19 protein-coding genes and 2 tRNA genes are annotated in these 25,018 nt (G+C 69.0%); 13 read left to right on the plus strand and 8 right to left on the minus strand.

The window, feature by feature from the left end:
• Positions 1–99: 99 nt before the first annotated feature.
• Positions 100–3,426: a S8 family serine peptidase gene (locus ACWDO5_RS25990; protein WP_450532776.1), complete on the minus strand. Its 3,327-nt coding sequence runs from the start codon at positions 3,424–3,426 to the stop codon at positions 100–102.
• Between the two features lie 228 nt (positions 3,427–3,654).
• Between ACWDO5_RS25990 and ACWDO5_RS25995 the strand changes: the two genes are divergently transcribed.
• On the plus strand, positions 3,655–4,128 hold the full coding sequence (locus ACWDO5_RS25995) for an NUDIX hydrolase (RefSeq protein WP_450532777.1): 474 nt from the start codon (positions 3,655–3,657) through the stop codon (positions 4,126–4,128).
• A gap of 54 nt (positions 4,129–4,182) precedes the next feature.
• Here ACWDO5_RS25995 and ACWDO5_RS26000 read toward each other — a convergent pair whose 3' ends face one another.
• Both ACWDO5_RS26000 and pepN read right to left on the minus strand, forming a co-directional pair.
• The gene (locus ACWDO5_RS26000; RefSeq protein WP_450532778.1) at positions 4,183–5,214 is read right to left on the minus strand and encodes a hypothetical protein; all 1,032 of its coding nucleotides are present in this window, start codon (positions 5,212–5,214) and stop codon (positions 4,183–4,185) included.
• Between the two features lie 378 nt (positions 5,215–5,592).
• On the minus strand, positions 5,593–8,205 hold the full coding sequence (pepN, locus tag ACWDO5_RS26005; protein WP_450532779.1) for an aminopeptidase N: 2,613 nt from the start codon (positions 8,203–8,205) through the stop codon (positions 5,593–5,595).
• 135 nt (positions 8,206–8,340) lie between these two features.
• Here pepN and ACWDO5_RS26010 point away from each other — a divergent pair, with 135 nt between their 5' ends.
• The gene (locus ACWDO5_RS26010; protein WP_450532780.1) at positions 8,341–8,985 is read left to right on the plus strand and encodes a mycothiol-dependent nitroreductase Rv2466c family protein; all 645 of its coding nucleotides are present in this window, start codon (positions 8,341–8,343) and stop codon (positions 8,983–8,985) included.
• A 471-nt stretch (positions 8,986–9,456) separates the two neighbouring features.
• Here the strand turns inward: ACWDO5_RS26010 and ACWDO5_RS26015 are convergent, their stop codons facing one another.
• Entirely contained in the window at positions 9,457–10,899 is a 1,443-nt protein-coding gene (locus ACWDO5_RS26015) for an amino acid permease (RefSeq protein ID WP_450532781.1), read from the minus strand.
• Positions 10,900–11,372: 473 nt separating this feature from the next.
• Between ACWDO5_RS26015 and ACWDO5_RS26020 the strand changes: the two genes are divergently transcribed.
• A complete protein-coding gene (locus ACWDO5_RS26020; protein WP_450532782.1) occupies positions 11,373–11,957 on the plus strand; it encodes a biotin transporter BioY in 585 nt (194 codons plus the stop codon).
• A gap of 100 nt (positions 11,958–12,057) precedes the next feature.
• Here ACWDO5_RS26020 and ACWDO5_RS26025 read toward each other — a convergent pair whose 3' ends face one another.
• Positions 12,058–13,542, minus strand: coding sequence for an amino acid permease (locus tag ACWDO5_RS26025; RefSeq protein WP_450532783.1), 1,485 nt, complete (start codon positions 13,540–13,542; stop codon positions 12,058–12,060).
• Positions 13,543–13,726: 184 nt separating this feature from the next.
• On the opposite strand from ACWDO5_RS26025, the gene ACWDO5_RS26030 reads away from it, so the two are divergent.
• A complete protein-coding gene (locus tag ACWDO5_RS26030; RefSeq protein ID WP_450532784.1) occupies positions 13,727–14,215 on the plus strand; it encodes a ribose-5-phosphate isomerase in 489 nt (162 codons plus the stop codon).
• Positions 14,215–15,039 carry an Fpg/Nei family DNA glycosylase gene (locus ACWDO5_RS26035; protein WP_450532785.1) on the plus strand — a complete coding sequence of 275 codons (825 nt, stop codon included), beginning with the start codon at positions 14,215–14,217 and terminating at the stop codon, positions 15,037–15,039. Before ACWDO5_RS26030 ends, ACWDO5_RS26035 begins: the two co-directional genes overlap by 1 nt.
• Before the next feature lie 19 nt (positions 15,040–15,058).
• On the opposite strand, the gene ACWDO5_RS26040 is transcribed toward ACWDO5_RS26035, so the two are convergent.
• Entirely contained in the window at positions 15,059–16,288 is a 1,230-nt protein-coding gene (locus tag ACWDO5_RS26040) for a GNAT family N-acetyltransferase (protein WP_450532786.1), read from the minus strand.
• Positions 16,289–16,394: 106 nt separating this feature from the next.
• On the opposite strand from ACWDO5_RS26040, the gene ACWDO5_RS26045 reads away from it, so the two are divergent.
• Together ACWDO5_RS26045 and ACWDO5_RS26050 are read left to right on the plus strand one after the other, a co-directional pair.
• Positions 16,395–17,540: a PP2C family protein-serine/threonine phosphatase gene (locus tag ACWDO5_RS26045; protein WP_450532787.1), complete on the plus strand. Its 1,146-nt coding sequence runs from the start codon at positions 16,395–16,397 to the stop codon at positions 17,538–17,540.
• Positions 17,541–17,701: 161 nt separating this feature from the next.
• A complete protein-coding gene (locus ACWDO5_RS26050; RefSeq protein WP_450532788.1) occupies positions 17,702–18,163 on the plus strand; it encodes an HD domain-containing protein in 462 nt (153 codons plus the stop codon).
• 9 nt (positions 18,164–18,172) lie between these two features.
• Here the strand turns inward: ACWDO5_RS26050 and ACWDO5_RS26055 are convergent, their stop codons facing one another.
• A complete protein-coding gene (locus ACWDO5_RS26055; RefSeq protein WP_450532789.1) occupies positions 18,173–19,327 on the minus strand; it encodes an acyltransferase family protein in 1,155 nt (384 codons plus the stop codon).
• Positions 19,328–19,748: 421 nt separating this feature from the next.
• Between ACWDO5_RS26055 and ACWDO5_RS26060 the strand changes: the two genes are divergently transcribed.
• Positions 19,749–19,943 carry a hypothetical protein gene (locus ACWDO5_RS26060; RefSeq protein ID WP_450532790.1) on the plus strand — a complete coding sequence of 65 codons (195 nt, stop codon included), beginning with the start codon at positions 19,749–19,751 and terminating at the stop codon, positions 19,941–19,943.
• 64 nt (positions 19,944–20,007) lie between these two features.
• On the opposite strand, the gene ACWDO5_RS26065 is transcribed toward ACWDO5_RS26060, so the two are convergent.
• Positions 20,008–20,078 (minus strand) — tRNA-Gly (locus ACWDO5_RS26065).
• 164 nt (positions 20,079–20,242) lie between these two features.
• Here ACWDO5_RS26065 and ACWDO5_RS26070 point away from each other — a divergent pair.
• The 5 genes from ACWDO5_RS26070 (at position 20,243) to clpX (ending at position 24,940) form a co-directional block, all read left to right on the plus strand.
• Positions 20,243–20,319 (plus strand) — tRNA-Pro (locus ACWDO5_RS26070).
• 196 nt (positions 20,320–20,515) lie between these two features.
• Positions 20,516–21,901: a trigger factor gene (gene tig, locus ACWDO5_RS26075; RefSeq protein WP_450532791.1), complete on the plus strand. Its 1,386-nt coding sequence runs from the start codon at positions 20,516–20,518 to the stop codon at positions 21,899–21,901.
• Between the two features lie 240 nt (positions 21,902–22,141).
• Positions 22,142–22,747: an ATP-dependent Clp protease proteolytic subunit gene (locus ACWDO5_RS26080; protein ID WP_389189841.1), complete on the plus strand. Its 606-nt coding sequence runs from the start codon at positions 22,142–22,144 to the stop codon at positions 22,745–22,747.
• Positions 22,748–22,818: 71 nt separating this feature from the next.
• A complete protein-coding gene (locus ACWDO5_RS26085) occupies positions 22,819–23,502 on the plus strand; it encodes an ATP-dependent Clp protease proteolytic subunit (RefSeq protein ID WP_450532792.1) in 684 nt (227 codons plus the stop codon).
• A gap of 145 nt (positions 23,503–23,647) precedes the next feature.
• Positions 23,648–24,940 (plus strand): ATP-dependent Clp protease ATP-binding subunit ClpX, encoded by a 1,293-nt coding sequence (gene clpX, locus ACWDO5_RS26090; RefSeq protein ID WP_450532793.1) that lies wholly within the window; start codon positions 23,648–23,650, stop codon positions 24,938–24,940.
• Positions 24,941–25,018: the final 78 nt, after the last annotated feature.

Here is a 25,018-nt window from a genome sequence, read left to right on the forward strand (position 1 = left end):
ATCGCCTCCAGGGCCAGCAGCATCGCCGGGGCCTTGACCTCTTCTGGGAGCTGGCGGAGCCCGCCCCGCCGTCGTGCAGATCAATCCACTACGGGAGTGCTACGGCGTGACCTTCTCGATCACTACGCTGCCGGCGCCCGCGACCGTGCCGCGACCGTTCAGCAACTGCACCTCGCCGAAGAACTGCCGTCCCTCGGGAGCCGCGCCGCCCACCAGAACCTCGGCGCTGACCTGCGCCGACGCCCCGCTGGCGAGCTTCACGGACTGCGTCGAGTCGACCTTGACCGAGCCGAGCGAAGCCGCGAAGAACACATCGCGGTAGTTGTACTCGGTGGTCCCGGCCGGGACGGAGTAGCCGTCGATCACGATGGTGTACGTGCCCGCGGCCGGCCCCAGCAGGCTGACCGCCTCCTCCGAGTCGCCGTCCGCGGCCTGGCCGACCAGGGCAGTGCCCAAGTAGACCGAGAGGTCCAGGTCGGCGCCGTTGTCGGAGACCCCGCCGATGGCGACGTCGAGACGCTCGACGCCTTCGCCGATGGTCACCGTCGTCTCCTGCGACTCACCGTCCTTGATCGACGGGCGGGTGACCTTCGCCGAGCCCAGCGAACCGCCCGCGAGCTTGCCGTCGATCGCGGCGAAGCCGTTGGTGACCTTCCACTCGACGGGGGCCGGCGTGCCGGCCTTCGCCTCGGGGAGCGTCTTGACGGCCGGGTCGAAGGAGGCGCCCAGCACGGTGACGTCCAGCTGGTACGGGTTCTCGAGCTGCCCGGACGTACGCCGCGACTCGACCTCGATCTCCCAGACGCCCGGGGTCGGCTCGGCATACGAGCGCAGATCCGGGCGGCAGGTGTTCGCCGGGTTGTTGTAGTTCGGGTAGCAGAAGATCGTCGAGCTGTCGTCGACCGGGACGCCGTACGGGTGGATGCCGATGAACCGCGTCTGGCTGCCCTTGGCGAGCCCGCCGAGCGCGACCTCGAGGTTCTTCGCGCCCTCCGGCACCGTGACGAAGTACGACTTGTGGCTGTTGCGGTCCACCGAGCCGGACGCCGAGAAGGTGTAAGAGGGCTTCGCCAGCTCCTTGGAGACGACCACGGTGGCGAGGATCTGCTTGTCCACGCCCTCGGTGCCCTCGTCGTCCGCCTCCAGGATCGCGCTGTGCACTCCGGCCGAGCCGGGCTTCGCCTCGACCTTGACGGTGACCGGCTTGTTCAGCGGCAGCGAGACCGCGCCGCTCCCGGGCAGCCGGAAGGTGCCGTCGTTGTACTTCCAGTCCAGCTCGTGCCGCACGGGGCGGTCCGGGCCGGTCGTGCGGGTGATGACGACGTCGTACGTCTTCTTCTGGCCGACCTGCAGACCGCCCTCGCGGTCGTACAGCCCGGTGCCGAAGCCAGGGGTCTTCAGCGCGAAGTCGATCGAGGTGTCGACCGGTGCCTTGACGCTGTACTCGTGGGCGGTCGCGCCGTCCTCGATGGCATTCCAGGCGTCCACCACGTTGATCAGGCCGGAGCCCTGCTCATGCGCCTGCACTCCTGAGATACGGTGCGCGGTGCTGGTCAGCGCCGTGCGCAGCTTCGCCGGGGTCAGCTCGATGTTCCGCTGCTTGGCGGCCGACAGGAGCAGCGCACTCGCGCCCGCGGCCTGCGGCGAGGACATCGAGGTGCCCTGCAGCATGGAGTAGCCGGCCGGGAGCGTGTAGCCGGCCTCGGCGACCGGGCCGCCGGGGGCCCAGGTCTGGGTGGTGTTGATGGCCGCACCGGGGGCGGTGATGGTCGGCGTGAAGCCGCCGTCCTCGCGCGGGCCGCGGGAGGAGAACGGCAGCAGGTTGTACTTCTTCGTCACCTCGGAGCCGTAGTTGGCGGCCCAGGTCTCCTTGGAGATGGCGGCGCCGACCGAGATGACCTTGTCCGCGACGGCCGGGTCACCGAGGGTGTTGGTGCCCGGGCCCTCGTTGCCGGCCGAGATGACCAGCTGGACGCCGTAGGTGTCGATGAGCCGGGTGTAGAGCTCGGCTCGGGCGTTGTTGCCGTCGTTCAGCGGGGGTAGACCGCCGATGGACATGTTGACGATGTCCACGCCGCGGTTGATGACCAGGTCGGCCATGCCCTCGGTGAGCGCGATGTTGGTGCAGCCGCCGCTCCAGGTGCAGGCGCGCGAGGAGACCAGCTTGGCGCCGGGCGCCGCGCCGTTCATCTTGCCGCCGAAGAGGCTGTTGGCGGCGGTGATGCCGGCGACGTGCGTGCCGTGCGAGCCCTCGATGACGCCGATGTTGACGTAGTCGGCCTTGGCGCCGGCCGGGTTGTAGACGACGTCCTTGCGGACCTCGATGACGAACGGGATGCGCTCGACGACCTCGGTGGCCGGGTTGTCGGTGCCGAAGTAGCCGATCTGGAAGCCGTTCTTGTACGGCTTCATCACGGTGTCGTTGGAGAAGTCCGCGTCATTGTTGAGGTCGACGCGGGCGGTCCTGGTGCCCGCGTCGTACAGCACGCCCCAGACGTCGGTGGTGTCGCCGTCCCGGTTGAGGTCACCGGCCATGTCGCCGCCCTTGGTGGCGGCCTCGGCGAAGAGGTTGAACTTGTACGCGCCCGCCGGGGCGGAGTACGTACGGCCGTTGACGGTGAACGTCGGGCCGCTCACATCGAGCGACATCCGGCGCCAGGTGCCGTCGCCGTCCGCCACCGGGTCGGTCGCGGTGACCCAGTCGACGATCTTGCGCTCGCCGGTGGTGGTCTTCTGCAGCGCCGGGTGGCCGACGTCGATGCCCGAGTCGAGGATGCCGATGGTCACACCGCGGCCGTCGGCCTTGGGGTGCTCCTTGACGAAGTCCACCGCGCCGGTCTCGAAGGACGGGTTGTACGGGTTCTTCGCCGGGGTGTTCTTACCGGGCGCCGGGTACGCGGCCCGGGCGCCGGCCGTGCCCGCGCCCTTGGCGGTGTCGCCCGCCGGGGTCGGGTCGTCAAGCTTGATCTCGTGCTTGAGATCGATGCCGTGGACGCTGGAGAGCTTGACGGCCGCCTTGAGCGCAGCCTCCGCCCGGTCGGTGGGGAGGGTGGCCCGCACATAGCCGAGCTGGTCGTACGTCTTGCCGACTACGGAGCCGCTGACGGCGTCGAGCTGGCCCGCGACCTGCTCGGTCGCACCGGGGGCCGTGGCGACCATGACGGTGACGCTCTTCTCGCCCTTGGCCTCGGCCTCGGCGAGCAGTTCGGCGTCGGCCGAACCGAGCTTGTCGGACGAGGACTTGGCGGCCTTGACTCCGGCGCTGGCACCGGGGTCGTCGGCGGGCGCGTCGGAGAAGGCCGGTACGGCGCCCACGGCGACCAGCGCGGCCACCATCGATGCGGCGGCCGCGATGCGGGCCACGCGTCTGTGACCTGGTACGGAGCGCCCTGATATGGGGCTCTGGGATTCGTGGGTCATCAGCATCCCTGTTTGGTGAAAGAGAGGGTCCGGAATTCGGTGCCGGATGACCGGTCAGCCTTTCGTAAGTGACAGGGGTTTGTGGAGAGTTGCCGGAGGCGGGATGTGGTCATGGCGGACATCCGCCATCGCGGGCGATGCGCCATGGGGGACAAATAGACATTTGTGCTGCGGCGGGATCCGGCCTTCGCGGTTACGGGCGTAGTGCCCGGTGCGCCCCTCTAACCTCACCGCATGAACAAGCAGTTGCGAAACAGGGAACTGAGGGTCGCGGCCTACGCCGTGTGCGTACGGGAGGACCAGATCCTGCTCGCCCGCTGGGTGGCGCGCGACGGCGCCAAGAAGTGGACGCTGCCCGGCGGCGGAATGGACCACGGGGAGGACCCGCTCGACACCGTCGTCCGCGAGGTCGAGGAAGAGACCGGCTACGCGGCTGAGATGACCGCGCTGCTCGGCCTCGACTCCTTCCGCCGCCAGTACCCGCGCAAGCTCGGAGCGTTCGCCGACTTCCAGGGGCTGCGCATCGTGTACGAGGGCCTGGTCACCGGCGGCGAGCTCCGCCCTGAGACGGGCGGGTCGACCGACCTTGCCGCCTGGCACCCGCTGGACGGGGTGACCGGCCTCGAACGGGTCGAACTCGTCGACATCGGGCTGGAGTTGTGGCGATCCAGACCCCCGGTGGGACGGATCGCCGGGATCGGCCGATAGCCGCTCGACGCTGCCGCCTCCGGCCCAGCCGCGGCAAGGACGTGTGCAGGCGGCTCAGTGCGGGAGCACCACCACATAGGCGGCGGGATCGCGGTCCGGCGCCGCCATCAGGGCCGTTCGGACCACTGTCGCCTGCTGCTCCGGCGACTCCCGCAGTCTCCTCGGCGTGATGTGTACGACGGTGATGCCGAGCCGCTCCAGCTGCTCGCGCTTGCGCACGTACTCCGACCACAGGGCGTCCTCGTCCTGGCGCGGCGCGCGGGTGTCCAGCTCGACGGCGACGGCCTGCTCGGGCCAGTAGGCGTCGACGCCGCCGAGGTGCGGGCCGCCGGGGAGGCGCAGGTCGACGTTCCACACGGGGTCGGGGAGCCCGTGCGTGTGCACCAGGTCGTACAGCCGTTGCTCGGCGATGGCCCGCCCTTCGGCGAGCAGCGAGTCGACGGCGTCCACGACATGAGGGCGGGACAGCAGCCGCGCCCGGCTCAACTCCCCCAGCACGGCGGCGGCTTCGCAGTGCCCGTCGCGGACCGCCTCGGTGAGCAGTTGGCGTACGGCTTTGGCGTCGGCGAGCTGCGCGACGGCGTCCGCGACAGCGCGGGGCACGGGGGCGACGGGCACGCCGGTGATCTCTTCCGGTCTCGGCAGCGTGTGCGTCCGTACGAGCCGGGCGCACCCGGTCGACCGCAACCGCCGGGCGCGGGGCACGAGGACGTCGATCCGGTCGAGAGACAGGAGCGGCGGGGCGGAGGGGAACCCGTGCAGGGCGAGGGCGGCGAGTCCGGTGACCATGGCTTCGCCGTAGAGGGCGGCGGTGGATGCTCCCTGGGGCTCGTCCTGGGCGGGAATGACCGGCCGCCCCGCGTAGAGGAGGGCGCCGTGCAGCCGCTCCTCGCTGGTGGGCGGCCCGGAGTGCAGGAGATACACACCGGGCAGCAGCGACTGCCAGGGTCCACCCGGCAGGCACTGCGAGGTGATGCGGGCGGTGGAGATCCCGTGCGCACGCAGCTGGGTTGCCGACAGTACGCGGCGCTGCACCTCGGAGAGGTGGCTGAGGGGGACGGGGGAGAGCGGGGTGTTGTGGTTCATGCGACGGGGATGCCCGCGGGGGGCCGGGTGGCTAACCGCTGTTACAAGCCCGTCGACAATTCGGGACAAGCTCGCCCTAAAGTACGGACGTTCGACTGCCGATCAGCCGCCCTGACGATCGGGGACGCGGGGGTGCTCTTTCCCCCGCCCCGCCCCTTCCCGGCTGCGTCAATCTGCGGCTCCGCCGCGTGGGGAGGCGCTGCCCCCGGGGGGCGACAGCTTCGCGCCGCAAGGGCGCGCACGCGCCGGGCAGCGCGCCGGCGGTGCGGAACTGCCGCGTGGGGATGTGGGGGTGACCCGCACCTCCACGATCACCTCATCCCGGGGTCGGGGCGCCCCCAAAAAAGCACCCCCGCAGGCACCCGGCCCCAGCGCCGGCTACGCGCCCGCACCCCCGTCGCACGCCTGTCCCCGCCGCGCCCGTGCCAGGTCGTCCCTCGCCTCCAGTACCAGCCTCCGCAGCGCCGGCGGCGCGTCCGCGTGGGACGCCAGCCACTCGTCCGTCGCGGCCGGCGTCGCCTCGTCGTCCTGGAGGCTCGGGAACAGCCCCTTCACCACGTCCATACCGATCTGGATCGACCGCTCCGCCCACACCCGCTCGATCGTGTCGAAGTACTTCGACACGTACGGCGCGAGCAACTCCCGCTGCCCCGCCTGCACAAAGCCCGAGATCGTCGCCTCCACCAGCGCGTTGGACAGCGAGTCCGACTCGACAACCTGTGCCCACGCCTGGGCCTTCACCGCCGCCGACGGCCGCGCCGCCAGGCAGCGGACCTGGTGGCGCTTGCCCGACGCCGTGTCGTCGCGGGCCAGTTCCGCCGCGATGGCCGACTCGTCCGCCACCCCGTGCGCGGCCAGCGGCAGCAGGAACGCCCAGCGCAGTTCCTGGTCCACCACAAGGCCGTCGATCCTCGCCGTACCGTCCAACAGCCCCTGCAACAACTGCAGATCGGCCGCCGACGTCGCCGTCGCCGCGAGGAACCGCGCCCACGTCAGCTGGTGCTGGCTCCCCGGCTCGGCCAGCCGCAGCTCACGCAGCGCACCCTCCGCCAGCAGCCGCCCGCCCTCCTCGCGCCACGCGGGGGCGGCGTAGTGCTCCAGCGCGGAACGCGCCCACGCGTGCAGCATCTGCAGCACCCCGATGTCCGACTCGCGCCCCGCGAACCGCAGTACCAGGTCGATGAAGTCCCGCGCCGGCATCAGCGCGTCCCGCGTCAGATTCCACAGCGCCGACCAGCACAGCGCCCGCGCCAGAGAGTCCGTGATGTCGCCCAGGTGCGCCCGCAGCGTCGCCAGCGAGCCCTCGTCGAAGCGGATCTTGCAGTACGTCAGATCCTCGTCGTTGACCAGGATCAGCTCCGGCTTCTCGGCCCCCGTCAGCCCCTCCACGACCGTCCGCGGCCCGGCGACGTCCACCTCGGCCCGCGCGTACCGCACCAGATCCGCGCCCTCGCGCCGGTACAGGCCCACCGCCACCCGGTGCGGCCGCAGCTCCGGATGGGAGGCGGCGGCCTCCTGGACGACCGAGAGCTCCGTGATCCGGTAACCCGCGTCGTAAGTGACCACCGGAGTCAGGGAGTTGACCCCGGCCGTCTCCAGCCAGGACCGCGACCACGTCGCCATGTCCCGCCCGGACGTCTCCTCCAGCACCGCCAGCAGATCGCCAAGACGCGTGTTCCCGTACGCATGGCGCTTGAAGTAGCGCCGCGCGCCCTCCAGGAACGCGTCCTGCCCGACGTACGCCACGAGCTGCTTCAGCACACTCGCCCCCTTCGCGTACGTGATCCCGTCGAAGTTGAGCTTCGCGGCCTCCAGGTCACGGATGTCGGCCGTGATCGGATGGGTCGACGGCAGCTGGTCCGCGCGGTACGCCCATGACTTGCGGTTGTTGGCGAAGGTGACCCAGCCGTTGGTGAACCGCGTCGCCCCCACCATCGAGAACGCGCCCATGAAGTCGGCGAAGGACTCCTTCAGCCACAGGTCGTCCCACCACACCATGGTGACCAGATCGCCGAACCACATGTGCGCCATCTCGTGCAGGATGACGTTCGCCCGGCGCTCGTACGACGCCTGTGTCACCTTCCCCCGGAAGATGAACTCCTCGCGGAAGGTCACACACCCCGGGTTCTCCATCGCGCCGATGTTGTACTCGGGCACGAACGCCTGGTCGTACTTCCCGAAGGGGTACGGGTAGTCGAAGTGGTCGTGGAAGAAGTCCAGCCCCTGCTTCGTCACCAGGAAGATGTCGTCCGCGTCGAAATGCCTGGCGAGCCCCTTGCGGCACATCACCCCCAGCGGGATCTTCAGTGCGGTGCCTCCCCCAGAGCCTTCGGCCTGGGAGGTACCCCCATCGAACGTCCGCGTGTAGACATCGGTCTCGTAGTGGTAAGGACCGGCCACGATCGCCGTGATGTACGTGGAGATCGGCTTCGTCTCCGCGAACCGCCACACCCCGTCCTCGTCCAGCGAGCCCTCGCCGTTGCTCCAGACACTCCAGCCCTCGGGCGCGGTCACCTCGAAGCGGAACGGCGCCTTGAGATCCGGCTGTTCGAAGGTGACGAAGACCCGGCGCGCGTCGGCCGGCTCGTACTGCGTGTAGAGGTAGACCTCGCCGTCCTCCGGGTCGACGAAGCGGTGCAGCCCCTCACCCGTACGGCTGTAGGCGCACTGTGCGTCCACGACCAGCACGTTCTCCGCGGCCAGGCCGTCCAGGGCGATCCGCGAGCCGTCGAAGACGGCGGCCGGGTCCAGCTTCTTGCCGTTCAGCGTCACGGCCGTCACCGTGGGCGCCAGCAGATCCGCGAAGGTCGGGGTGCCCGGCTCCGCGCAGCGGAAGCGGATCGTCGTCACGGAACGGAAGGTGCGCGGCCCGGCGCCCTGTGGGGCCTCCCCAACCGCGGAACGCAGATCGAGGGCCACCTCGTACCCGTCGACGGACACCAGCTCGGCCCGCCGACGGGCCTCGTCGCGGGACAGATTCTCACCGGGCACGGGCACTCCTTTGTGTCTCGTTCGAACAGGACCGATCCTCCCATGTGCACCTGGCACCCGGTATCCGGGAATCGTCCGGTGACCGGTGGACGTTGCCTGTTCGAGGCGCACGCGACGTTCCCCACGAGGAGTGACATGTCCGAGAACGGCAAGAACGGCAAGACCCCCGTCGACTTCTGGTTCGACCCCCTGTGCCCGTGGGCCTGGATGACCTCCCGCTGGATGCTCGAGGTGGAGAAGGTCCGCGACGTCGAGGTCCGCTGGCGTGTGATGAGCCTCGCCGTGCTGAACGAGCACAGGCTGGACGAGCTGCCGGAGAAGTACCGCGAGGGCATGAAGCAGGCGTGGGGCCCGGTCCGGGTCGCGATCGCCGCGCAACAGAAGCACGGCGACGAGGTCCTCGGCGAGCTCTACACCGCACTCGGCACCCGCATCCACAACCGTGGCGAGGGCGCGACCCGCGAGGCGATCGCGGCGGCGCTGGACGAGGTCGGCCTGCCGGCCGAGCTGATCGAGTTTGCCGACTCCGACGCGTACGACACGGAGCTGCGCGCCTCCCACAAGGAGGGCATCGACAAGGTCGGCCAGGACGTCGGCACCCCGGTCATCGCGGTCCCGGGCTCGGACGGTGAGCAGATCGCCTTCTTCGGCCCGGTGGTCACGCCGGCCCCGAAGGGCGAGGAGGCGGCGAAGCTGTGGGACGGGACACTGATGGTGGCGTCGATCCCTGGCTTCTACGAGATCAAGCGGACCCGCACGCAGGGCCCCATCTTTGACTGACCCGACCCAGGTGCGGCCGGACGGGCGCGTGCATGGAAGGACCCCCGCGAGTCACGTCCTCGCGGGGGTTCTTCGTTACTCCGCCTGCAAGTGAAGGTTGAGAAGACGATCACGAGCAGGACGCTCATAGGGTGCTACGGGGCGAGCAGAAGGTTGTTCGCGCGCTGCTTCGCGGACGCGTAACGCTTCGCTTCGGGTCGTTCCGGGCCTCGTTTCTGGCGACCACTGCGAGGTCCGGGCAAGTCGGGGCCGCCCAGGACGCGGAGGACCCCCGGGCCGTGGCGGCCCGGGGGTCCGGTGCGCTGCGACGTATCGCCCGCGCGCATGAGGGGGGAGCGTGCTGTCCTGAGCGTTCCGATCTCCAGCCCGTCCCGCTGATTGAAGACGAACGGGGCGCGAAAACAAGCCCGTTGGGGTCCCCGGACGAAGTCTGGGGGAGATTGAGGAAAACCGGCTGCCGGACGGCTCCGGCTAGCCCTTGCCGGCCCCAGCGTCGACCGCCTCGGGCTCCGCCTCCGCCCGCACGTCCCCCTTCGCCGCCACCTGGCGGATGTACCCCACGACGGCCAGCGCCAGCACCAGCCCACCCGTGTAGTACAGCTGCGTACGCGTATCCGCCTCCCGCGCCATCAGCACGAACACCGCTGCCATGCCCGCCAGTGCCACCCACGTCAGCGCCGGGTACAGCCACATCTTCACGACCAGCTTCTCCGGCGCCTCGCGCTCCAGCTTGCGGCGGAGCACCAGTTGGGAGACGGCGATGAAGATCCAGACGACCAGGATCACCGCGCCGATCATGTTGAGCAGCCACATGAAGACGTCGTTGGGCCGCCAGTAGCTGAGCAGCACGCAGGAGAAGCCGAAGACGGAGGACACCAGCACGGCGATGCGCGGGACACCGCCGAAGACCTTGCCCAGCGCCTTCGGGCCCTGGCCGCGGGCCACCAGCGAGCAGGCCATCCGGGAGGCGCCGTAGACGTTGGCGTTCATCGCCGAGAGCAGGGCGACCAGCACGACGACGTTCATGATCTGGCCGGCGGCGGGGATACCCAGGTGGTCGAGGGTCGCGACGTACGGGCCCTTCTCGACGACCTTCGGGTCGCCCCATGGCACGAGGGTCACGATGACCGCCATCGAGCCGATGTAGAAGAGCGCGATACGCCACATCGCCGTACGCACGGCCTTGGCGACACCCTGCACCGGGTGCTCGGACTCGGCCGCCGCGATGGTGACTGTCTCCAGGCCGCCGTACGCGAAGACGGAGGCGAGTAGACCGACGACCAGGCCCTCGGAACCGTTGGGCATGAAGCCGCCGTCGCCCATGAGGTTGGCGGTGCCGGGGGCGTCGGTGCCCGGCAGGATGCCGAGGATTGCCAGTACGCCGATGCCCAGGAAGAGGGCGATCGCGCCGACCTTGAGGGCGGCGAACCAGAACTCGAACTCGCCGAAGTTCTTCACAGCCGCCAGGTTGGTGCCGCAGAACACCAGCATGAACAGCGCGACCCACGCCCACTCCGGAGTGCCGGGCAGCCAGCCAGTCATGATCTTGGCGGCGCCGATGCCTTCGAGGCCGACGGCCACACAGAGCAGGAACCAGAATGCCCAGCCCGCGGTGAAACCTGCCCAGGGGCCGATCGCCCGCTCGGCGTGTACGGAGAAGGAGCCGGATGCCGGGTTGGCCGCCGACATCTCGCCGAGCATGCGCATGACGAGCATGACGAGCAAGCCCGAAATCGCATAGGCGATGACGATCGAGGGTCCGGCGGCGGCGATGCCCGCGCCGGATCCGACGAAGAGCCCGGCGCCGATGACGCCGCCGAGAGCGATCATCGAAAGATGGCGTTGCTTGAGTCCGTGCGAGAGCGGCGCGTCGACCGGCTGGTCGACGGGCGCGGGCGCGGAAGTCCGAGACATGGGTGTGCCCTGTTCAGTAGCTGAGGGGGGAGCGGACCAGTCTGGGCATGGGGTCCGCTTACGAGGAACGTATGTCCGCTATACGGGCACGATGCTTACACAAGGTGAACACTTACTCACGTCGTGGCCGTACCTCTCGCACCCGCGACCAACAGCACCGCCGCGGTCGCACCGCCCGGCCGGAGCACCTGCGGCCGGGCGACGCGACGCGTCGTGCCAGGTGTCTCGCAGTCTCGGATGGTTTGGTGGGACCCCACAGTCTCCCGAAGTTCGGCCCCGCTGCGCAAAGCGGGCCGACTCAGCCCCGATCTCAGTGACGAGCGTCACGCCAACTCACGTGTGGCGGGCCACCTTTGTGTGATCTCCACCAAGCGGCAGAGTCGGCCTTTGTCGCCGGCTGACGGTGATCGAGCGATTCCCGGTGGGCTACCGTCAGCCTGTCCTTACCTGCCCTCACCTTTCGCGGAGTCCCGATGAGCACTGCTTCCGTCACCTCACGCCCGGGAGCGGTCCTCGCCGACCTGCTGCCTGCCTCTCGTACGAAGGACATCGCGCTGGTCGTCGGCGGCGCCGCGCTCACCGGCATCGCGGCGCAGATCGCAGTCCCGGTCCCCGGCTCCCCGGTCCCCGTCTCCGGCCAGACCTTCGCGGCCCTCCTCGTCGGCACCGCGCTCGGCGCCCGCCGCGGCTTCCTCTCCCTCGCGCTCTACGCGGTCGTCGGCCTGGCGGGCATGCCCTGGTTCGCCCAGGGCGCTGCGGGCTATGCGATACCGTCCTTCGGCTACATCCTCGGCATGATGCTCGCAGCCACGGCCGTCGGCGCCCTCGCGCGCCGCGGCGCCGACCGCTCCGTGCTGCGCACGGCGGGCGCGATGGCGGCCGGCTCCGTGATCATCTACGCGGTCGGTGTCCCGTACCTGGCGCTGGCCACCGGCATGACGCTGTCGCAGGCCGTCGCCGCCGGGCTGACGCCCTTTCTGATCGGTGACGCGCTGAAGGCGGCGCTGGCGATGGGCGCGTTGCCCACGGCGTGGAAGCTCATCGGCCGCCGGGGCTGAAGCTCCCGAAGCATGAAAGAGGCTCTCCGTTTGCGCCTTGCAGGCGTTCACGGAGAGCCTCTTTCGATCCCTGACATCCACGTTTAGGTTCTGTGCCGCGTCACGACCGGGTGACCGAGTCCTTAGCACCGCTCTGAGCGGCGTCCGCGGAATCCACCGGGCCGCCGCGCCCGAACTTCTCACGGCCGACCGCGATCGCGATCACCACCGCCGCCACCAGCAGCGACAGCAGCACCTGCTCCCGCGGGTCGCCCCCGTCGTAGACCATGTAGCCCAGCACGAACAGGATCATCGCGATGGTCAGCCAGGTCAGATAAGGGAAGAGCCACATCCGCACGACGAGCTTGTCCGGCGTCTCACGCAGGATGATCCCGCGCATCCGCAGCTGGGTGACGCAGATGACCAGCCACACGAACAGCGCGACCGCGCCGGACGAGTTCAGCAGGAACGCGAAGACGGTGTCCGGCCACTTGTAGTTGAAGAAGACGGCGAGGAAGCCGAAGACCACGGACCCGAGAATGGCCGCCTGCGGCACGCCACGCGAGTTCGTACGGGCGAAGGACTTCGGCGCATCGCCACGCTGCCCGAGCGAGAACGCCATCCGGGAGGCGGTGTAGAGCCCGGAGTTGAGACACGACAGGACAGCCGTCAGCACGATCACGTTCATGATCTGCCCGGCGTGCGCGATGCCGATCGAGTCGAGCGCGGCGACGTACGAGCCCTTGTCGAGGATCGACTTGTCGTTCCACGGCAGCAGCGTCAGCACCACGAAGATGGAGCCCAGGTAGAAGACGCCGATCCGCCAGATCACGCTGTTCGTCGCCTTGGTGACCGCGCGCTGCGGGTCCTCGGACTCACCGGCGGCCAGGGTCACGATCTCGCTGCCCATGAAGGAGAAGACGACCATCAGCACACCGGTCAGGATCGCGCCCGCTCCGTTCGGCAGGAATCCGCCGGCGTCGGTGAGGTGCGCGAAGCCCGCACCGGGGTTGTCCGAGCCGGGCAGCAGCCCGAAGACCGCGAGCACACCGATCAGCACGAACGCGCCGATCGCGACGACCTTGATGCCCGCGAACCAGAACTCGAACTCGCCGTACGACGACACGGACGCGAGGTTCGTAGCCGTCAGCACGACCATCACGATCAGCGCCCAGCCCCACTGGGGGACCGCCGGTATCCAGCTTTCGAGGATCTTCGCACCGGCCGTCGCCTCGACCGCCAGCACCACGACCCAGAAGAACCAGTACAGCCAGCCGATCGAGAACCCGGCCCAGCGGCCGAGCGCCCGGTCCGCGTAGGCGGAGAAGGAGCCGGAAGTCGGGTTGGCGGCGGCCATCTCACCGAGCATCCGCATTACGAAGACGACCAGCGCGCCCACGAGTGCGTACGACAGAAGGATGGCCGGTCCTGCCGCGGCGATACCGGAACTGGAGCCGACGAAAAGGCCCGCGCCGATCACACCGCCGATGGCGATCATGGACAGGTGGCGGTTCTTGAGACCGGCCTGGAGACCGTCGGAGGACTGCGGGTTCCCCGGTGTTCCGGGCCTTCCGCCTTCCTTCGTGAGGGTCTGCTGCGAGGTCATGGACGATTCCTTAGGTTCGAGAGCACTCGGGTTACGAGCCCCCGCATTCAAACCTGCGACACCTGATGACGGAAGACCCGTCTCCGTATCGTTAGGTCGATGCGATAAGCGGAAGGCCCGCGACGCTGACAGGTCCCGGACCCCGCTGACCGCTACCCACCCCCGCGCATGCCACACTCGGACCATGCGCGTGTACCTCGGCTCCGACCATGCCGGCCTCGAACTCAAGAACCACCTCGTCGAGTGGCTCACTGCCCATGGCCACGAGCCCGTCGACTGCGGCCCCCACATCTATGACGCCCAGGACGACTACCCGCCGTTCTGCCTGCGTGCCGCCGAGAAGACGGTCGCGGACCCGGGCAGCCTCGGCATCGTGATCGGCGGCTCCGGCAACGGCGAGCAGATCGCCGCGAACAAGGTCAAGGGCGTCCGCGCCGCTCTCGCCTGGAGCGAGCAGACCGCCGCGCTCGGCCGTGAGCACAACGACGCGAACGTCGTCGCCATCGGCGGCCGGATGCACACGCTGGAGGAGTCGACGAAGTTCGTCGAGATCTTCCTCACTACGCCGTACTCGGGTGAGGAGCGTCACACCCGGCGCATCGAGATGATCGCCGCGTACGAGAAGACGGGTGAGCTCCCCCCGATCCCGGCGCACCACCCGCAGCAGGGCTGATGCCCGAGGGGCATACGATCCACCGACTGGCCGCCGACCACTTGGAGAGGTTCGGCGGCCGGCCTGTGCGGGCGACCAGCCCGCAGGGGAAGTTCTCCGACAGCGCGGCGCTGCTCGACGGCCAGGTCATGGAGAGCACCGAGGCGCACGGCAAGCACCTCTTCCTCGGCTTCGGCCCGCTCGGCTGGGTCCATATCCACCTCGGCCTCTTCGGCAAGGTGAACTTCGGTGACGCCCCAGCGCCCCCGCCGACCGACACGGTCCGGCTGCGTCTGGCCTGCCCCACCGCGTACGTCGATCTGCGCGGCCCCACCGCCTGCGCGCTGATCACTGACGGTGAGAAGCAGGCGATACACGACCGCCTCGGCCCCGACCCGCTGCGCGCGGACGACGCTGCGTTCAATTCCGGGGGCGTCCGGGCCTGGGCCCGGGTCTCCCGCTCCCGCACCACCGTCGCCGCGCTGCTGATGGACCAGAAGGTCATCGCGGGCGTCGGCAATGTCTACCGCGCCGAGGTCCTCTTCCGGCACGGCATCGACCCCTACCGCGCGGGCAAGGACCTCCGCCGCGCCGAGTGGACCGCGATCTGGACGGACCTCGTGGAGCTGATGCGCGAGGGGGTACGCAACAACCGCATCGACACCGTCCTCCCCGAGCACACCCCCGAGGCGATGGGCCGCCCGCCGCGCGTCGACGACCACGGCGGCGAGGTCTACGTCTACCGCCGGGCCCAACTGCCCTGCCATGTCTGCGGCGGCGAGATCCGCACCGCCGAACTCGCCGCACGCAATCTTTTCTGGTGCGCCTCCTGCCAGCAGCGCTGACCCCCTGTCCTCCAGGTTGCTAGAAGCCGTGCGGCAGCCAGGGCGCGACATCACTGATGAAGGCCGACGACGCCTCGGCCAGTGCCCCCTGCCGCTGCTCCCTCACCCGGCCCGCGCCCGCCAGCGCGGCCAGCGACACCCCGCCCAGGTAGGCCGCGCCCAACTCCCGTACGGACAGCGCCAGATCGGCGTCGTCCTCGGTCCGCTTGCAGGACGCGCCCTTGCTGTCGCCGGTCAGTCGCCAGCGTCCGCCGTTCCAGGGGCAGAAGGCGTCTTCGACGTCGAAGACCACATCCACCGGCGTCCGGTACGTACGCGCCTCAAGCGCCGCGCCCAGATCCACCAGCCGTACGAACAGCCCGTCCCGCACCCGCACTTCGAGCCGCCGCACATCGTTGACCAGATGAAGCAGCGGATCGTCCACGGGCCGGTTGCGTGCCACGACCTTCACCGTCAGGTCGATGTCGAAGAGGAAACGCCACAGCACGGCGTACGTCACGGGGTCGAGCGCCTCGATGTGCCGCAGCGTGATGGTGCCGCTCGGCCCGCGGGGCTCCCACTCCGGCTTGTTGTGGAAGCGGACGAAACCGACGATCTCGCCCTCCCGCTCGGCGACCACACACTGCATCGGCGACGCGCCGTCCCGCTCGCCCGGAGGGTCGAGCAGCGGCAGCCGCTCCCAGCCCGGCTTGCGGGCGAGCATGCCCGGCCGTGAGCCGATGCTGCGTACGTACACCGCCTCGCACTCCGCGGCGACCTCCGCGACTTCGGCGAACCGCAGCCGGACGGCGTCGGCGACCTCCGGGACGGTGATCCGCCCCCGGACCGTGTCGATCTGCGCGGACATCTGCTGGGTCGCGATCCCGTAGCCGAACCGTCCGTAGATCTCCGGTTCGGAGGCCGTCAGCACGGCCAGCGGCTCACCCCAGCAGCGTACGTCGTCCAGTTGGCGGCGCATCATCGAGGTGAGCACCCCGCGCCGGCGGTGCGTCGCCGCCACGCTGACCATCGTCACGCCCGCGGCCGGCACCATCGCGCCGCCCGGCACCGAGACCCCGAACGAGAACGCCCCGGCCGTCCCGACGCAGTCGTCGCCGTCCCAGGCCCCGATCGACCGCCCGTGCTCGGTCAGCGAGTCCCACAGCTCGCGCTCCTCCTGGGGCTCCCCGGCCCCACCGAAGGCGAGCATCAACTTCCCGTACCAGTCGTCCCATTCGGACGGCCGCAGCACCCGCAACTCGATCGTCATATGCCATGCCTACCAGGGCTACGTCATCAGGGCGACCCGATTTCGAACGCATTGTCAAAGGGGTCCCCCTGCGCGGAACGCGGGCGGGTGGATAGGGTCCACGGCAATGGCCCGCGGCTCTGCAGCAGACTCGTTCACGGCCCGGTTGCGGAAGGCAGTGCACCGGGCCCGTATCGCGCTGCGCAAATCGGGGGTCGACTACTTCCGCGGCGACGGCTCCGACTGGATTGCGCTGGTCGGGCTGCTGTTGACCATCCCCGCCTTCACCTGGGGCACGGTCGTGATGCCCGTCTGGGTGTCCTCGGCGGCCCTGGTCCTGCCGATCGTGGCCGGCGGTCTGCTGCTGCGCCCGGCGAGCCTGCTGGGTCTGTACGCGGCGGCCGCGGCGGCTCTGATCGTCGAGTCGGTCGTACTCGGCCCGTACACCGAGGGCCCGGCCAGGGTGACCCCGGGCACGGTCCTGGTAGTCGCCGCGTGCGGCTTCTTCGGCTTGCTCATCGCGCAGTTCCGGGCCCGGGTCGGCGTGCCCTGGCGGCGTGGCGGAACCATGCTTTTCGACCTGCGCGAACGCATCCGAATACAGAGCGCCCTGCCGGAGCTGCCGAAGGGCTGGCACCGCGAGATGGCACTGCGCCCGGCCGGCGGCCAGTCCTTCTCCGGCGACTTCGTCGTCGCGGCGCGTACGAACGGCGGCCGCACCCTCGAGGTCGTCCTCACCGACGTCTCGGGCAAGGGCATGGACGCGGCGTCCCGCGCCCTGCTGCTGTCCGGCGCGTTCGGCGGGCTGCTCGGCTCGCTGCCGCCGCACGGCTTCCTGCCCGCGGCCAACGGCTATCTGCTCCGCCAGGACTGGGACGAAGGCTTCGCCACCTCCATCCATCTCGTCCTCGACCTGGACTCCGGGGACTACGAGCTGCTGTCGGCGGGCCATCTGCCGGCGCTCCAGCTGAACGCGGGCAGCGGCCGCTGGGAGGAGAAGTCCGCGGAGGGGCCGCTGCTCGGCGTCTACGACAAGGCACAGTTCGACCCGGTCAAGGGCTCCCTGCGCCCCGGCGACGTACTGATGCTCTTCACCGACGGCCTGGTGGAGGCCTCCGGCCGCGACATCAGCGAGGGCATCGACCGCCTCACAGGCGAGGCCGACCGCTATGTCGCCTCCGGCTTCGAGGGCGCGGCCTGGCATCTGATCGAGGCGGTCGCGAAGGACGTCAACGACGACCGGGCGCTGCTGCTGCTCTGCCGGCAGGCGTGAGCGGGGGGTGGGGTCGCGCCCCACCCCCGATCCGCCGGCATCGCGGGAAAGCGTCCCGCGCGAACTTGGCGCAGATCGCCGCGCGGTTGACCGCCCTGACGACCCCCGTCTTCGCCGGAGCGCCTGCGTAACGGCGAACCGTAAGCCCCTACAGTCGTCCCATGCCGTATCTCACGCTCACCGAGGTCGAGACCATCGCCCGTGAGGCGCACGCCGCACAGAAGGACAAGTCGGGACGCCCGTACACCGAGCATCTCGCCGCCGTCGCCGAAGGCGTACGTGCCCGCGGCGGGAGCGAGGAGCAGATCGCCGCCGCGTGGCTGCACGACGCCATCGAGGACGGCGTGCTCTCCCGCGAGTGGCTGGACGCAGCGCCGCTGCCGCGGTCCGTCAAGGGCATGGTCCTGGCCCTCACCAAGGGCGAGGACGAGGACTTGGAGGACTACGCCCGGCGCATTCTGGCCACTCCCGGCGCCCGCCTCGTCAAGGAGGCCGACCTCGCGCACAATGCCGACCCGGCGCGCCTCGCCGCCCTCGACGAGGCGACCCGGAGCCGGCTGGCGGCCAAGTACGCGCAGATGCGGGACCTGCTGGGCCTGCCTCACGAGCAGCCCGCCGACTGATTCAGCGGGTCAGCGCCGGGGCCCCAGCTCCGTCACGTCCCGCCGGAACGCCCACGCCATCTCCGGCTCGGTCACACACCGCATCACCCGCCGCACCGGCGGCGTGCACAGCAGCGTCACGGCGGCCGCGGCGACCAGCGTCACCACGACCTCGCCGCCCGGCGTGCTCAGCCAGGCGTTCGCCTCGAAGACATGCCCGTAGTCCGCGGCCTTGATCAGCAGGCCGTGCAGCAGATAGCCGCAGATCGTGCCCGCGCCGAGCACCGTGAACCACGTTCTGCGGCGCGGCACCCACGCCAGGAACCCGGCAGTGAGCAGCACCGCGCACCCGAAGAACGCGAGGGTCATCACAATCCCTGACCACCACGGCACACCCAGTTCCTGCGCGCTGCTGGAGCGGTAGAGCCAGCCCAGATTCATCCGGGGCGCGACCCAGTACGCGAAGACGCCCGCGCCCGCGAAGAGCGGCAGCGCCAGCAGCCGCACCTCGCGCCGCCGCACGAGTTGGAAGTGCTCGGGCTTCAGACACAGACCCAGCACGAAGAACGGCAGGAACTGCAGCACGCGCTGGAGATTGAGGTCCGCCCCGACGTTCGGCGTCAGCGCGGCGAGCGAGGCCAGGGTGAGCGCGACCGGCAGAGGCCACCGGATCAGCCGCCACAGCGGCGTCGTCAGCCGCCAGATGAACAGGGCGACCAGGAACCAGGTCAGATAGAAGGGGTCGAGCAGGCTGATCGGCTGCTCGGGGGCGTGCTGCGCCCATCGCCGGAAGAGGGAGTAGACCACCTCGAAGACGACGTAGGGCAGGGCAATCCCGGTCAGCATGCGTCTGAGCTGGTCCGGCCGGCCGGTGTAGCTCCGGGAGAAGTAGCCGGAGACGAGGATGAAGGCCGGCATGTGGAAGGTGTAGACGAGCATGTACAGCGCCCGCGTGGCGCGGCTGCCCTCCATCACCGGCTCCCATGCGTGGGCGACGGCCACGAGCACGATGGCCAGATATTTAACGTTGTCGAAGTAGGCGTCTCGCCTGGTGGACTTCTCGGCGGCCTTCTCGGCAGGCGCCGTGACGACCGGGGTGGCCGTGTTCTGCGTCGTAGGGACGGGCTCCGACTCCCGGACCTGGGGGAGCGGGGCCCTCCGATATTCATGCGGAGCGTGGAACATCTGAGGCACCCTAGCCTCGCCGATTCGATTTCGTAAAACGTTCTACGGACACCCCCATTCGAATCCGAAACAGCCGTCAACTGCCCGATATGCCCCAATTGATCCCCGTTAAATGGTTCATACCTCCACGACCTTGTGACTACGTGAATTTCCTCACCGGCCACTTTCGAATTTCTCGTGAGCGACGTGTGGGGGCATGGCAACGATCAGGCCGAATTCCTTCCCGTATTTCACCCCGGCGGCCGAGTCGCCCCTTCGCTCGAAGCGCGCACGGGTGCGCGGATGGCGTGATCCCGTCGTCGATGATTCGTCAGCGGGCAGCATGTATTGGGCTGTTGGTGGCACGATGGTCAAGGCGGGGGTGTGCTGAGCCATACGCTCCCGGGCCGGCAAGGCGGACCGACCGAGGGTGTGATCAGTTGTGGCCATTTCACTGTCTGTGGTGCTTCTGTTGGCGATCATCCTCGTGGTGCTGATCCGCGGCGGCTCCATAAAGGCCGGACCCGCGATCGTCGCGGTGCTGTTCGGCTTCTTCCTCGCCTCGACGGGCATGGCGCCGTCGATCAACAGGTTCCTCGACTCGATAGCGAACACCATCAATCAGATCAACTTCTGACCTGGGAACGCCTCAGGCCCGGTTCGGTTGAACAGCAACCGAACCGGGCCTGAGGCCTGCACAGAGCGGGCGACGGGAATCGAACCCGCGTAGCTAGTTTGGAAGACTAGGGCTCTACCATTGAGCTACGCCCGCAAGCACCGCACCGCAGGTCACGAGGGCCGCGGTACGAAGAGCATCGTAGCGGGTCCGGGGACAGCGGCGCACACCCCATTCCGCCCGCAGCGCCTCCGCGAAAGCCTCAGGGAGAATGCGGCAGCCGTACGGCCTGTGGGCATGTACCCTACGTGTCGCACCGACGGGGTGTGGCGCAGCTTGGTAGCGCGTCCGCTTTGGGAGCGGAAGGTCGTCGGTTCGAATCCGGCCACCCCGACCATGACCACGACGTCCTTCAAGATCACATTGTGGGGCTCATCCTCCTTGCGGCTACTATGCAAGCTGCGTGCCCGTGTGTCCGACGAGTCCGACGAACAGCCGGCGAGTGGGATGGAGAGCCGGGCCGATCCGCTGAGCCGCCTCCAGTGCGGCGGACGCAGCAGAACCCCAGAATCAGCCACCAAGGAGACCGAACCGTGAAGAGCGCCGTGGAGACCCTGAACCCGACTCGGGTTCGGCTCACTGTCGAGGTGCCCTTCGAGGAGCTCAAGGACAGCCTCGACGCGGCGTACAAGAAGATCAACCAGCAGGTCACGGTCAAGGGCTTCCGCAAGGGCAAGATCCCGGCCCGAGTGATCGACCAGCGGTTCGGCCGTGGTGCGGTGCTGGAGGAGGCGGTCAACGACGCCCTCCCGAAGTTCTACACCGAGGCGGTCAACGAGGCCGCGGTCAACCCGCTCGGCCAGCCCGACGTCGACATCACGGAGCTGAAGGACGGCGAGACGCTCGCCTTCACCGCCGAGGTCGACATCCGCCCGGCCATCGAGATCCCGGACTACTCCGGCATCGAGGTCACCGTCGACGCCGTCGAGGTCAGCGACGAGGACGTCGAGAAGTCGGTTGAGCAGCTGCGCGAGCGCTTCGCCTCCACCAACCCGGTCGAGCGCGCCGCCACCGAGGGCGACATCGTGACGATCGACCTCGAGGCCAAGGTCGACGGCGAGGTCCTGGAGGACGGCGTCGCGAGCGGCGTCCAGTACACGATCGGCTCCGGCGAGCTGCTGGACGGCATCGACGAGGCCGTCACCGGCCTGGAGGCCGGCGGCGAGGCCACCTTCACCTCCGAGCTCAAGGGCGGCAGCGCCGAGGGCAAGGAGGCCGAGGTCACCGTCAAGGTCACCGCCGTTGCCGCGCGTGAACTCCCCGAGCTCGACGACGACTTCGCCCAGATGGCGAGCGAGTTCGACACCCTCGAGGAGCTGAAGGCGGACAGCCGCAAGCGCCTCGAGAACATGAAGCAGTACGACCAGGCCACCCAGGCCCAGGAGCGCGTCCTGGACGAGCTGCTGAAGCTGGCCGAGGTGCCGATCCCCGAGAAGCTCCTCGAGGACGAGGTCAACACCCGCAAGCACAACCTGGTGAACCACCAGCTCGCCCAGATGGGGCTCGACCTGGCCAAGTACCTGGAGATCCAGGGCAAGACCGAGGAAGAGTTCGATGCCGAGACCAAGGAGCAGGCGGTCAAGGGCATCAAGACCCAGTTCATCCTCGATGAGCTGGTCAACACGGAGAAGCTGAACGTCAACCAGGAGGAGCTCAGCGAGCACCTCATGCGGCGTGCGGCCTCCTCCGGCATGAGCCCCGACCAGTTCGCCCAGGCGGTCGTCGAAGGCGGCCAGGTGCCGATGCTCGTGGGCGAGGTCGCCCGCGGCAAGGCGCTCGCCGTGGTCGTCGAGGCCGCCAAGGTCACCGATGCCAACGGTGAGGTCATCGACCTCGAGGACGACGAGGACGAGACCGCCGACGAGACGGTCGAGGCCGCCGCCGACGGTGACACGGACACCGAGAAGACCGAGGCCTGAGCCTCGCGCTGACCCCTACGCCGGGCCCCGGACGCACCCCGCGACCGGGGCCCGAGCCGTACGGCTGTGCCCCCCGGTACCTTGCGCTCCGAGCGAACAGTTCGGGAAGCGGGATGGCGTTGTCCCACCTGCGCGTTAGGGTCCATGAATACGAGGGCAGGGGAGTCCCCGCCCCCAGTACGAAGACGCTGAGACGGCCGCAGCCGTCAGAGACGAGCAGGTGGATACGTGACGAATCTGATGCCTTACGCCGCGGGTGAGCCGTCCATCGGTGGTGGCCTCGGCGACCAGGTCTACAGCCGGCTGCTCGGCGAGCGCATCATCTTCCTCGGCCAGCAGGTCGACGATGACATCGCCAACAAGATCACGGCGCAGATGCTGCTCCTTGCCGCCGACCCGGACAAGGACATTTACCTCTACATCAACAGCCCCGGCGGTTCGGTGACGGCCGGCATGGCGGTCTACGACACCATGCAGTACATCCCGAACGACGTGGTGACCATCGGCATGGGCATGGCGGCCTCGATGGGTCAGTTCCTGCTGACCGGCGGCGCCTCCGGCAAGCGCTTCGCGCTCCCCAACACCGACATCCTCATGCACCAGGGTTCGGCAGGCCTCGGCGGCACCGCCTCGGACATCAAGATCCAGGCCGAGTACCTGCTCCGTACGAAGAAGCGCATGGCGGAGATCACGGCCCGGCACTCGGGCCAGAGCGTGGAGACGATCATCCGCGACGGTGACCGCGACCGCTGGTTCACCTCCGAGGAGGCCAAGGAGTACGGCCTCATCGACGAGATCATCTCCGCCGCATCGGGCGTTCCGGGCGGCGGCGGCACCGGCGCCTGAGCCCTGAGCTCCGAGCTCCTGAGCCAGGCAGTCCGCGCCCCGGCCACCCCAGACCACAGAACGCCACCAGGATGGTGAACACCGACATGAGTAACTTTCCCGGCGCCTCCGCCAGCGGCCTCTACACCGGCCCGCAGGTGGACAACCGCTACGTCGTCCCGCGCTTCGTCGAGCGCACCTCGCAGGGCGTGCGCGAGTACGACCCGTATGCGAAGCTCTTCGAGGAGCGCGTGATCTTCCTCGGCGTGCAGATCGACGACGCTTCCGCCAACGACGTCATGGCGCAGCTGCTGTGCCTGGAGTCGATGGACCCGGACCGCGACATCTCGATCTACATCAACAGCCCCGGTGGCTCCTTCACCGCGCTGACCGCGATCTACGACACGATGCAGTTCGTGAAGCCGGACATCCAGACGGTCTGCATGGGCCAGGCGGCCTCCGCCGCGGCCGTGCTGCTCGCCGCCGGTACCCCCGGCAAGCGGATGGCCCTGCCGAACGCCCGCGTGCTGATCCACCAGCCGTCTTCGCAGACCGGCCGCGAGCAGCTCTCCGACCTGGAGATCGCGGCCAATGAGATTCTGCGGATGCGTACGCAGCTGGAGGAGATGCTGGCCAAGCACTCCACCACGCCGATCGAGAAGATCCGCGACGACATCGAGCGTGACAAGATCCTGACCGCCGAGGACGCCCTTTCGTACGGCCTCGTCGACCAGATCGTCTCGACCCGTAAGAGCACGGCCGCAGCGGCCGCCTGACCGGACCGGCGCCCTTGGCGCGGTACACGACAATGTGAACCGTGCCAAGGGGGGCCCGAACGGGGGGCCCGGCAAGGTACCGTCGGATATGAGGCACCAGGAGTCGGCTGAACCAAGCTGCTCCCAGGCGAAGGGGAAGCACCTCGTGGCACGCATCGGTGATGGCGGCGACCTGCTCAAGTGCTCGTTCTGCGGAAAGAGCCAGAAGCAGGTGAAGAAGCTCATCGCAGGCCCCGGTGTGTACATCTGCGACGAGTGCATCGACCTCTGCAACGAGATCATCGAGGAGGAGCTCGCCGAGACCTCCGAGGTGCGGTGGGAGGAACTGCCCAAGCCGCGCGAGATCTACGAGTTCCTCGAGGGGTACGTCGTCGGGCAGGAGCCCGCGAAGAAGGCCCTCTCGGTAGCGGTGTACAACCACTACAAGCGCGTTCAGGCCGGCGAGAACGGCGGCGCGACGGGCCGGGACGACGCGATCGAACTGGCCAAGTCGAACATCCTGTTGCTCGGCCCGACCGGGTCCGGCAAGACGCTGCTCGCCCAGACCCTGGCCCGGATGCTCAACGTCCCGTTCGCCATCGCCGACGCGACGGCGCTGACGGAGGCGGGGTACGTCGGCGAGGACGTCGAGAACATCCTGCTGAAGCTGATCCAGGCGGCCGACTACGACGTCAAAAAGGCCGAGACCGGGATCATCTACATCGACGAGATCGACAAGGTCGCCCGCAAGAGCGAGAATCCGTCGATCACCCGGGATGTGTCGGGCGAGGGCGTCCAGCAGGCCCTGCTGAAGATCCTGGAAGGCACGACGGCCTCGGTCCCCCCGCAGGGCGGCCGGAAGCACCCGCACCAGGAGTTCATCCAGATCGACACGACGAACGTGCTGTTCATCGTGGGCGGCGCTTTCGCCGGACTGGAGAAGATCATCGAGTCGCGGGCGGGCGCTAAGGGCATCGGCTTCGGCGCGACGATCCGCTCCAAGCGCGAGATCGAGGCGAGCGACCAGTTCCAGGAGGTCATGCCGGAGGACCTGGTGAAGTTCGGGATGATCCCGGAGTTCATCGGCCGCCTCCCGGTTATCACCTCGGTCCACAACCTGGACCGCGAGGCCCTGCTGAAGATCCTGGTGGAGCCGCGCAACGCACTGGTGAAGCAGTACCAGCGCCTGTTCGAACTGGACGGCGTGGAGCTGGACTTCGACCTCCCGGCGCTGGAGGCTATCGCCGACCAGGCGATCCTGCGCGGCACCGGCGCGCGTGGCCTGCGGGCCATCATGGAAGAGGTCCTGATGTCGGTGATGTACGAGGTGCCGTCGCGGAAGGACGTCGCGCGGGTCGTCATCACGGCGGATGTGGTGCACAACAACGTGAACCCGACGCTGGTGCCGCGGGAGCCGCGGATCGTGAAGAACGACGGGCGTCACGAGAAGTCCGCGTAACACACAGCCATACGAAAGGGGCGCGCGGCCCGTCAACAGGCCGGGTGGCCTCAGAACGGGATATCACACGACTGAACT

It is taken from the genome of Streptomyces sp. NPDC000880 (genome assembly GCF_053599675.1).

Coding starts and splice junctions, on each gene's coding strand:
- ACWDO5_RS25990 (WP_450532776.1), bottom strand. CDS start 3,426: ATGCTGATGACCCACGAATCCCAGAGCCCCATATCAGGGCGCTCCGTA.
- ACWDO5_RS25995 (WP_450532777.1), top strand. CDS start 3,655: ATGAACAAGCAGTTGCGAAACAGGGAACTGAGGGTCGCGGCCTACGCC.
- ACWDO5_RS26000 (WP_450532778.1), bottom strand. CDS start 5,214: ATGAACCACAACACCCCGCTCTCCCCCGTCCCCCTCAGCCACCTCTCC.
- ACWDO5_RS26010 (WP_450532780.1), top strand. CDS start 8,341: ATGTCCGAGAACGGCAAGAACGGCAAGACCCCCGTCGACTTCTGGTTC.
- ACWDO5_RS26015 (WP_450532781.1), bottom strand. CDS start 10,899: ATGTCTCGGACTTCCGCGCCCGCGCCCGTCGACCAGCCGGTCGACGCG.
- ACWDO5_RS26020 (WP_450532782.1), top strand. CDS start 11,373: ATGAGCACTGCTTCCGTCACCTCACGCCCGGGAGCGGTCCTCGCCGAC.
- ACWDO5_RS26025 (WP_450532783.1), bottom strand. CDS start 13,542: ATGACCTCGCAGCAGACCCTCACGAAGGAAGGCGGAAGGCCCGGAACA.
- ACWDO5_RS26030 (WP_450532784.1), top strand. CDS start 13,727: ATGCGCGTGTACCTCGGCTCCGACCATGCCGGCCTCGAACTCAAGAAC.
- ACWDO5_RS26035 (WP_450532785.1), top strand. CDS start 14,215: ATGCCCGAGGGGCATACGATCCACCGACTGGCCGCCGACCACTTGGAG.
- ACWDO5_RS26040 (WP_450532786.1), bottom strand. CDS start 16,288: ATGACGATCGAGTTGCGGGTGCTGCGGCCGTCCGAATGGGACGACTGG.
- ACWDO5_RS26045 (WP_450532787.1), top strand. CDS start 16,395: ATGGCCCGCGGCTCTGCAGCAGACTCGTTCACGGCCCGGTTGCGGAAG.
- ACWDO5_RS26050 (WP_450532788.1), top strand. CDS start 17,702: ATGCCGTATCTCACGCTCACCGAGGTCGAGACCATCGCCCGTGAGGCG.
- ACWDO5_RS26055 (WP_450532789.1), bottom strand. CDS start 19,327: ATGTTCCACGCTCCGCATGAATATCGGAGGGCCCCGCTCCCCCAGGTC.
- ACWDO5_RS26080 (WP_389189841.1), top strand. CDS start 22,142: ATGCCTTACGCCGCGGGTGAGCCGTCCATCGGTGGTGGCCTCGGCGAC.
- ACWDO5_RS26085 (WP_450532792.1), top strand. CDS start 22,819: ATGGTGAACACCGACATGAGTAACTTTCCCGGCGCCTCCGCCAGCGGC.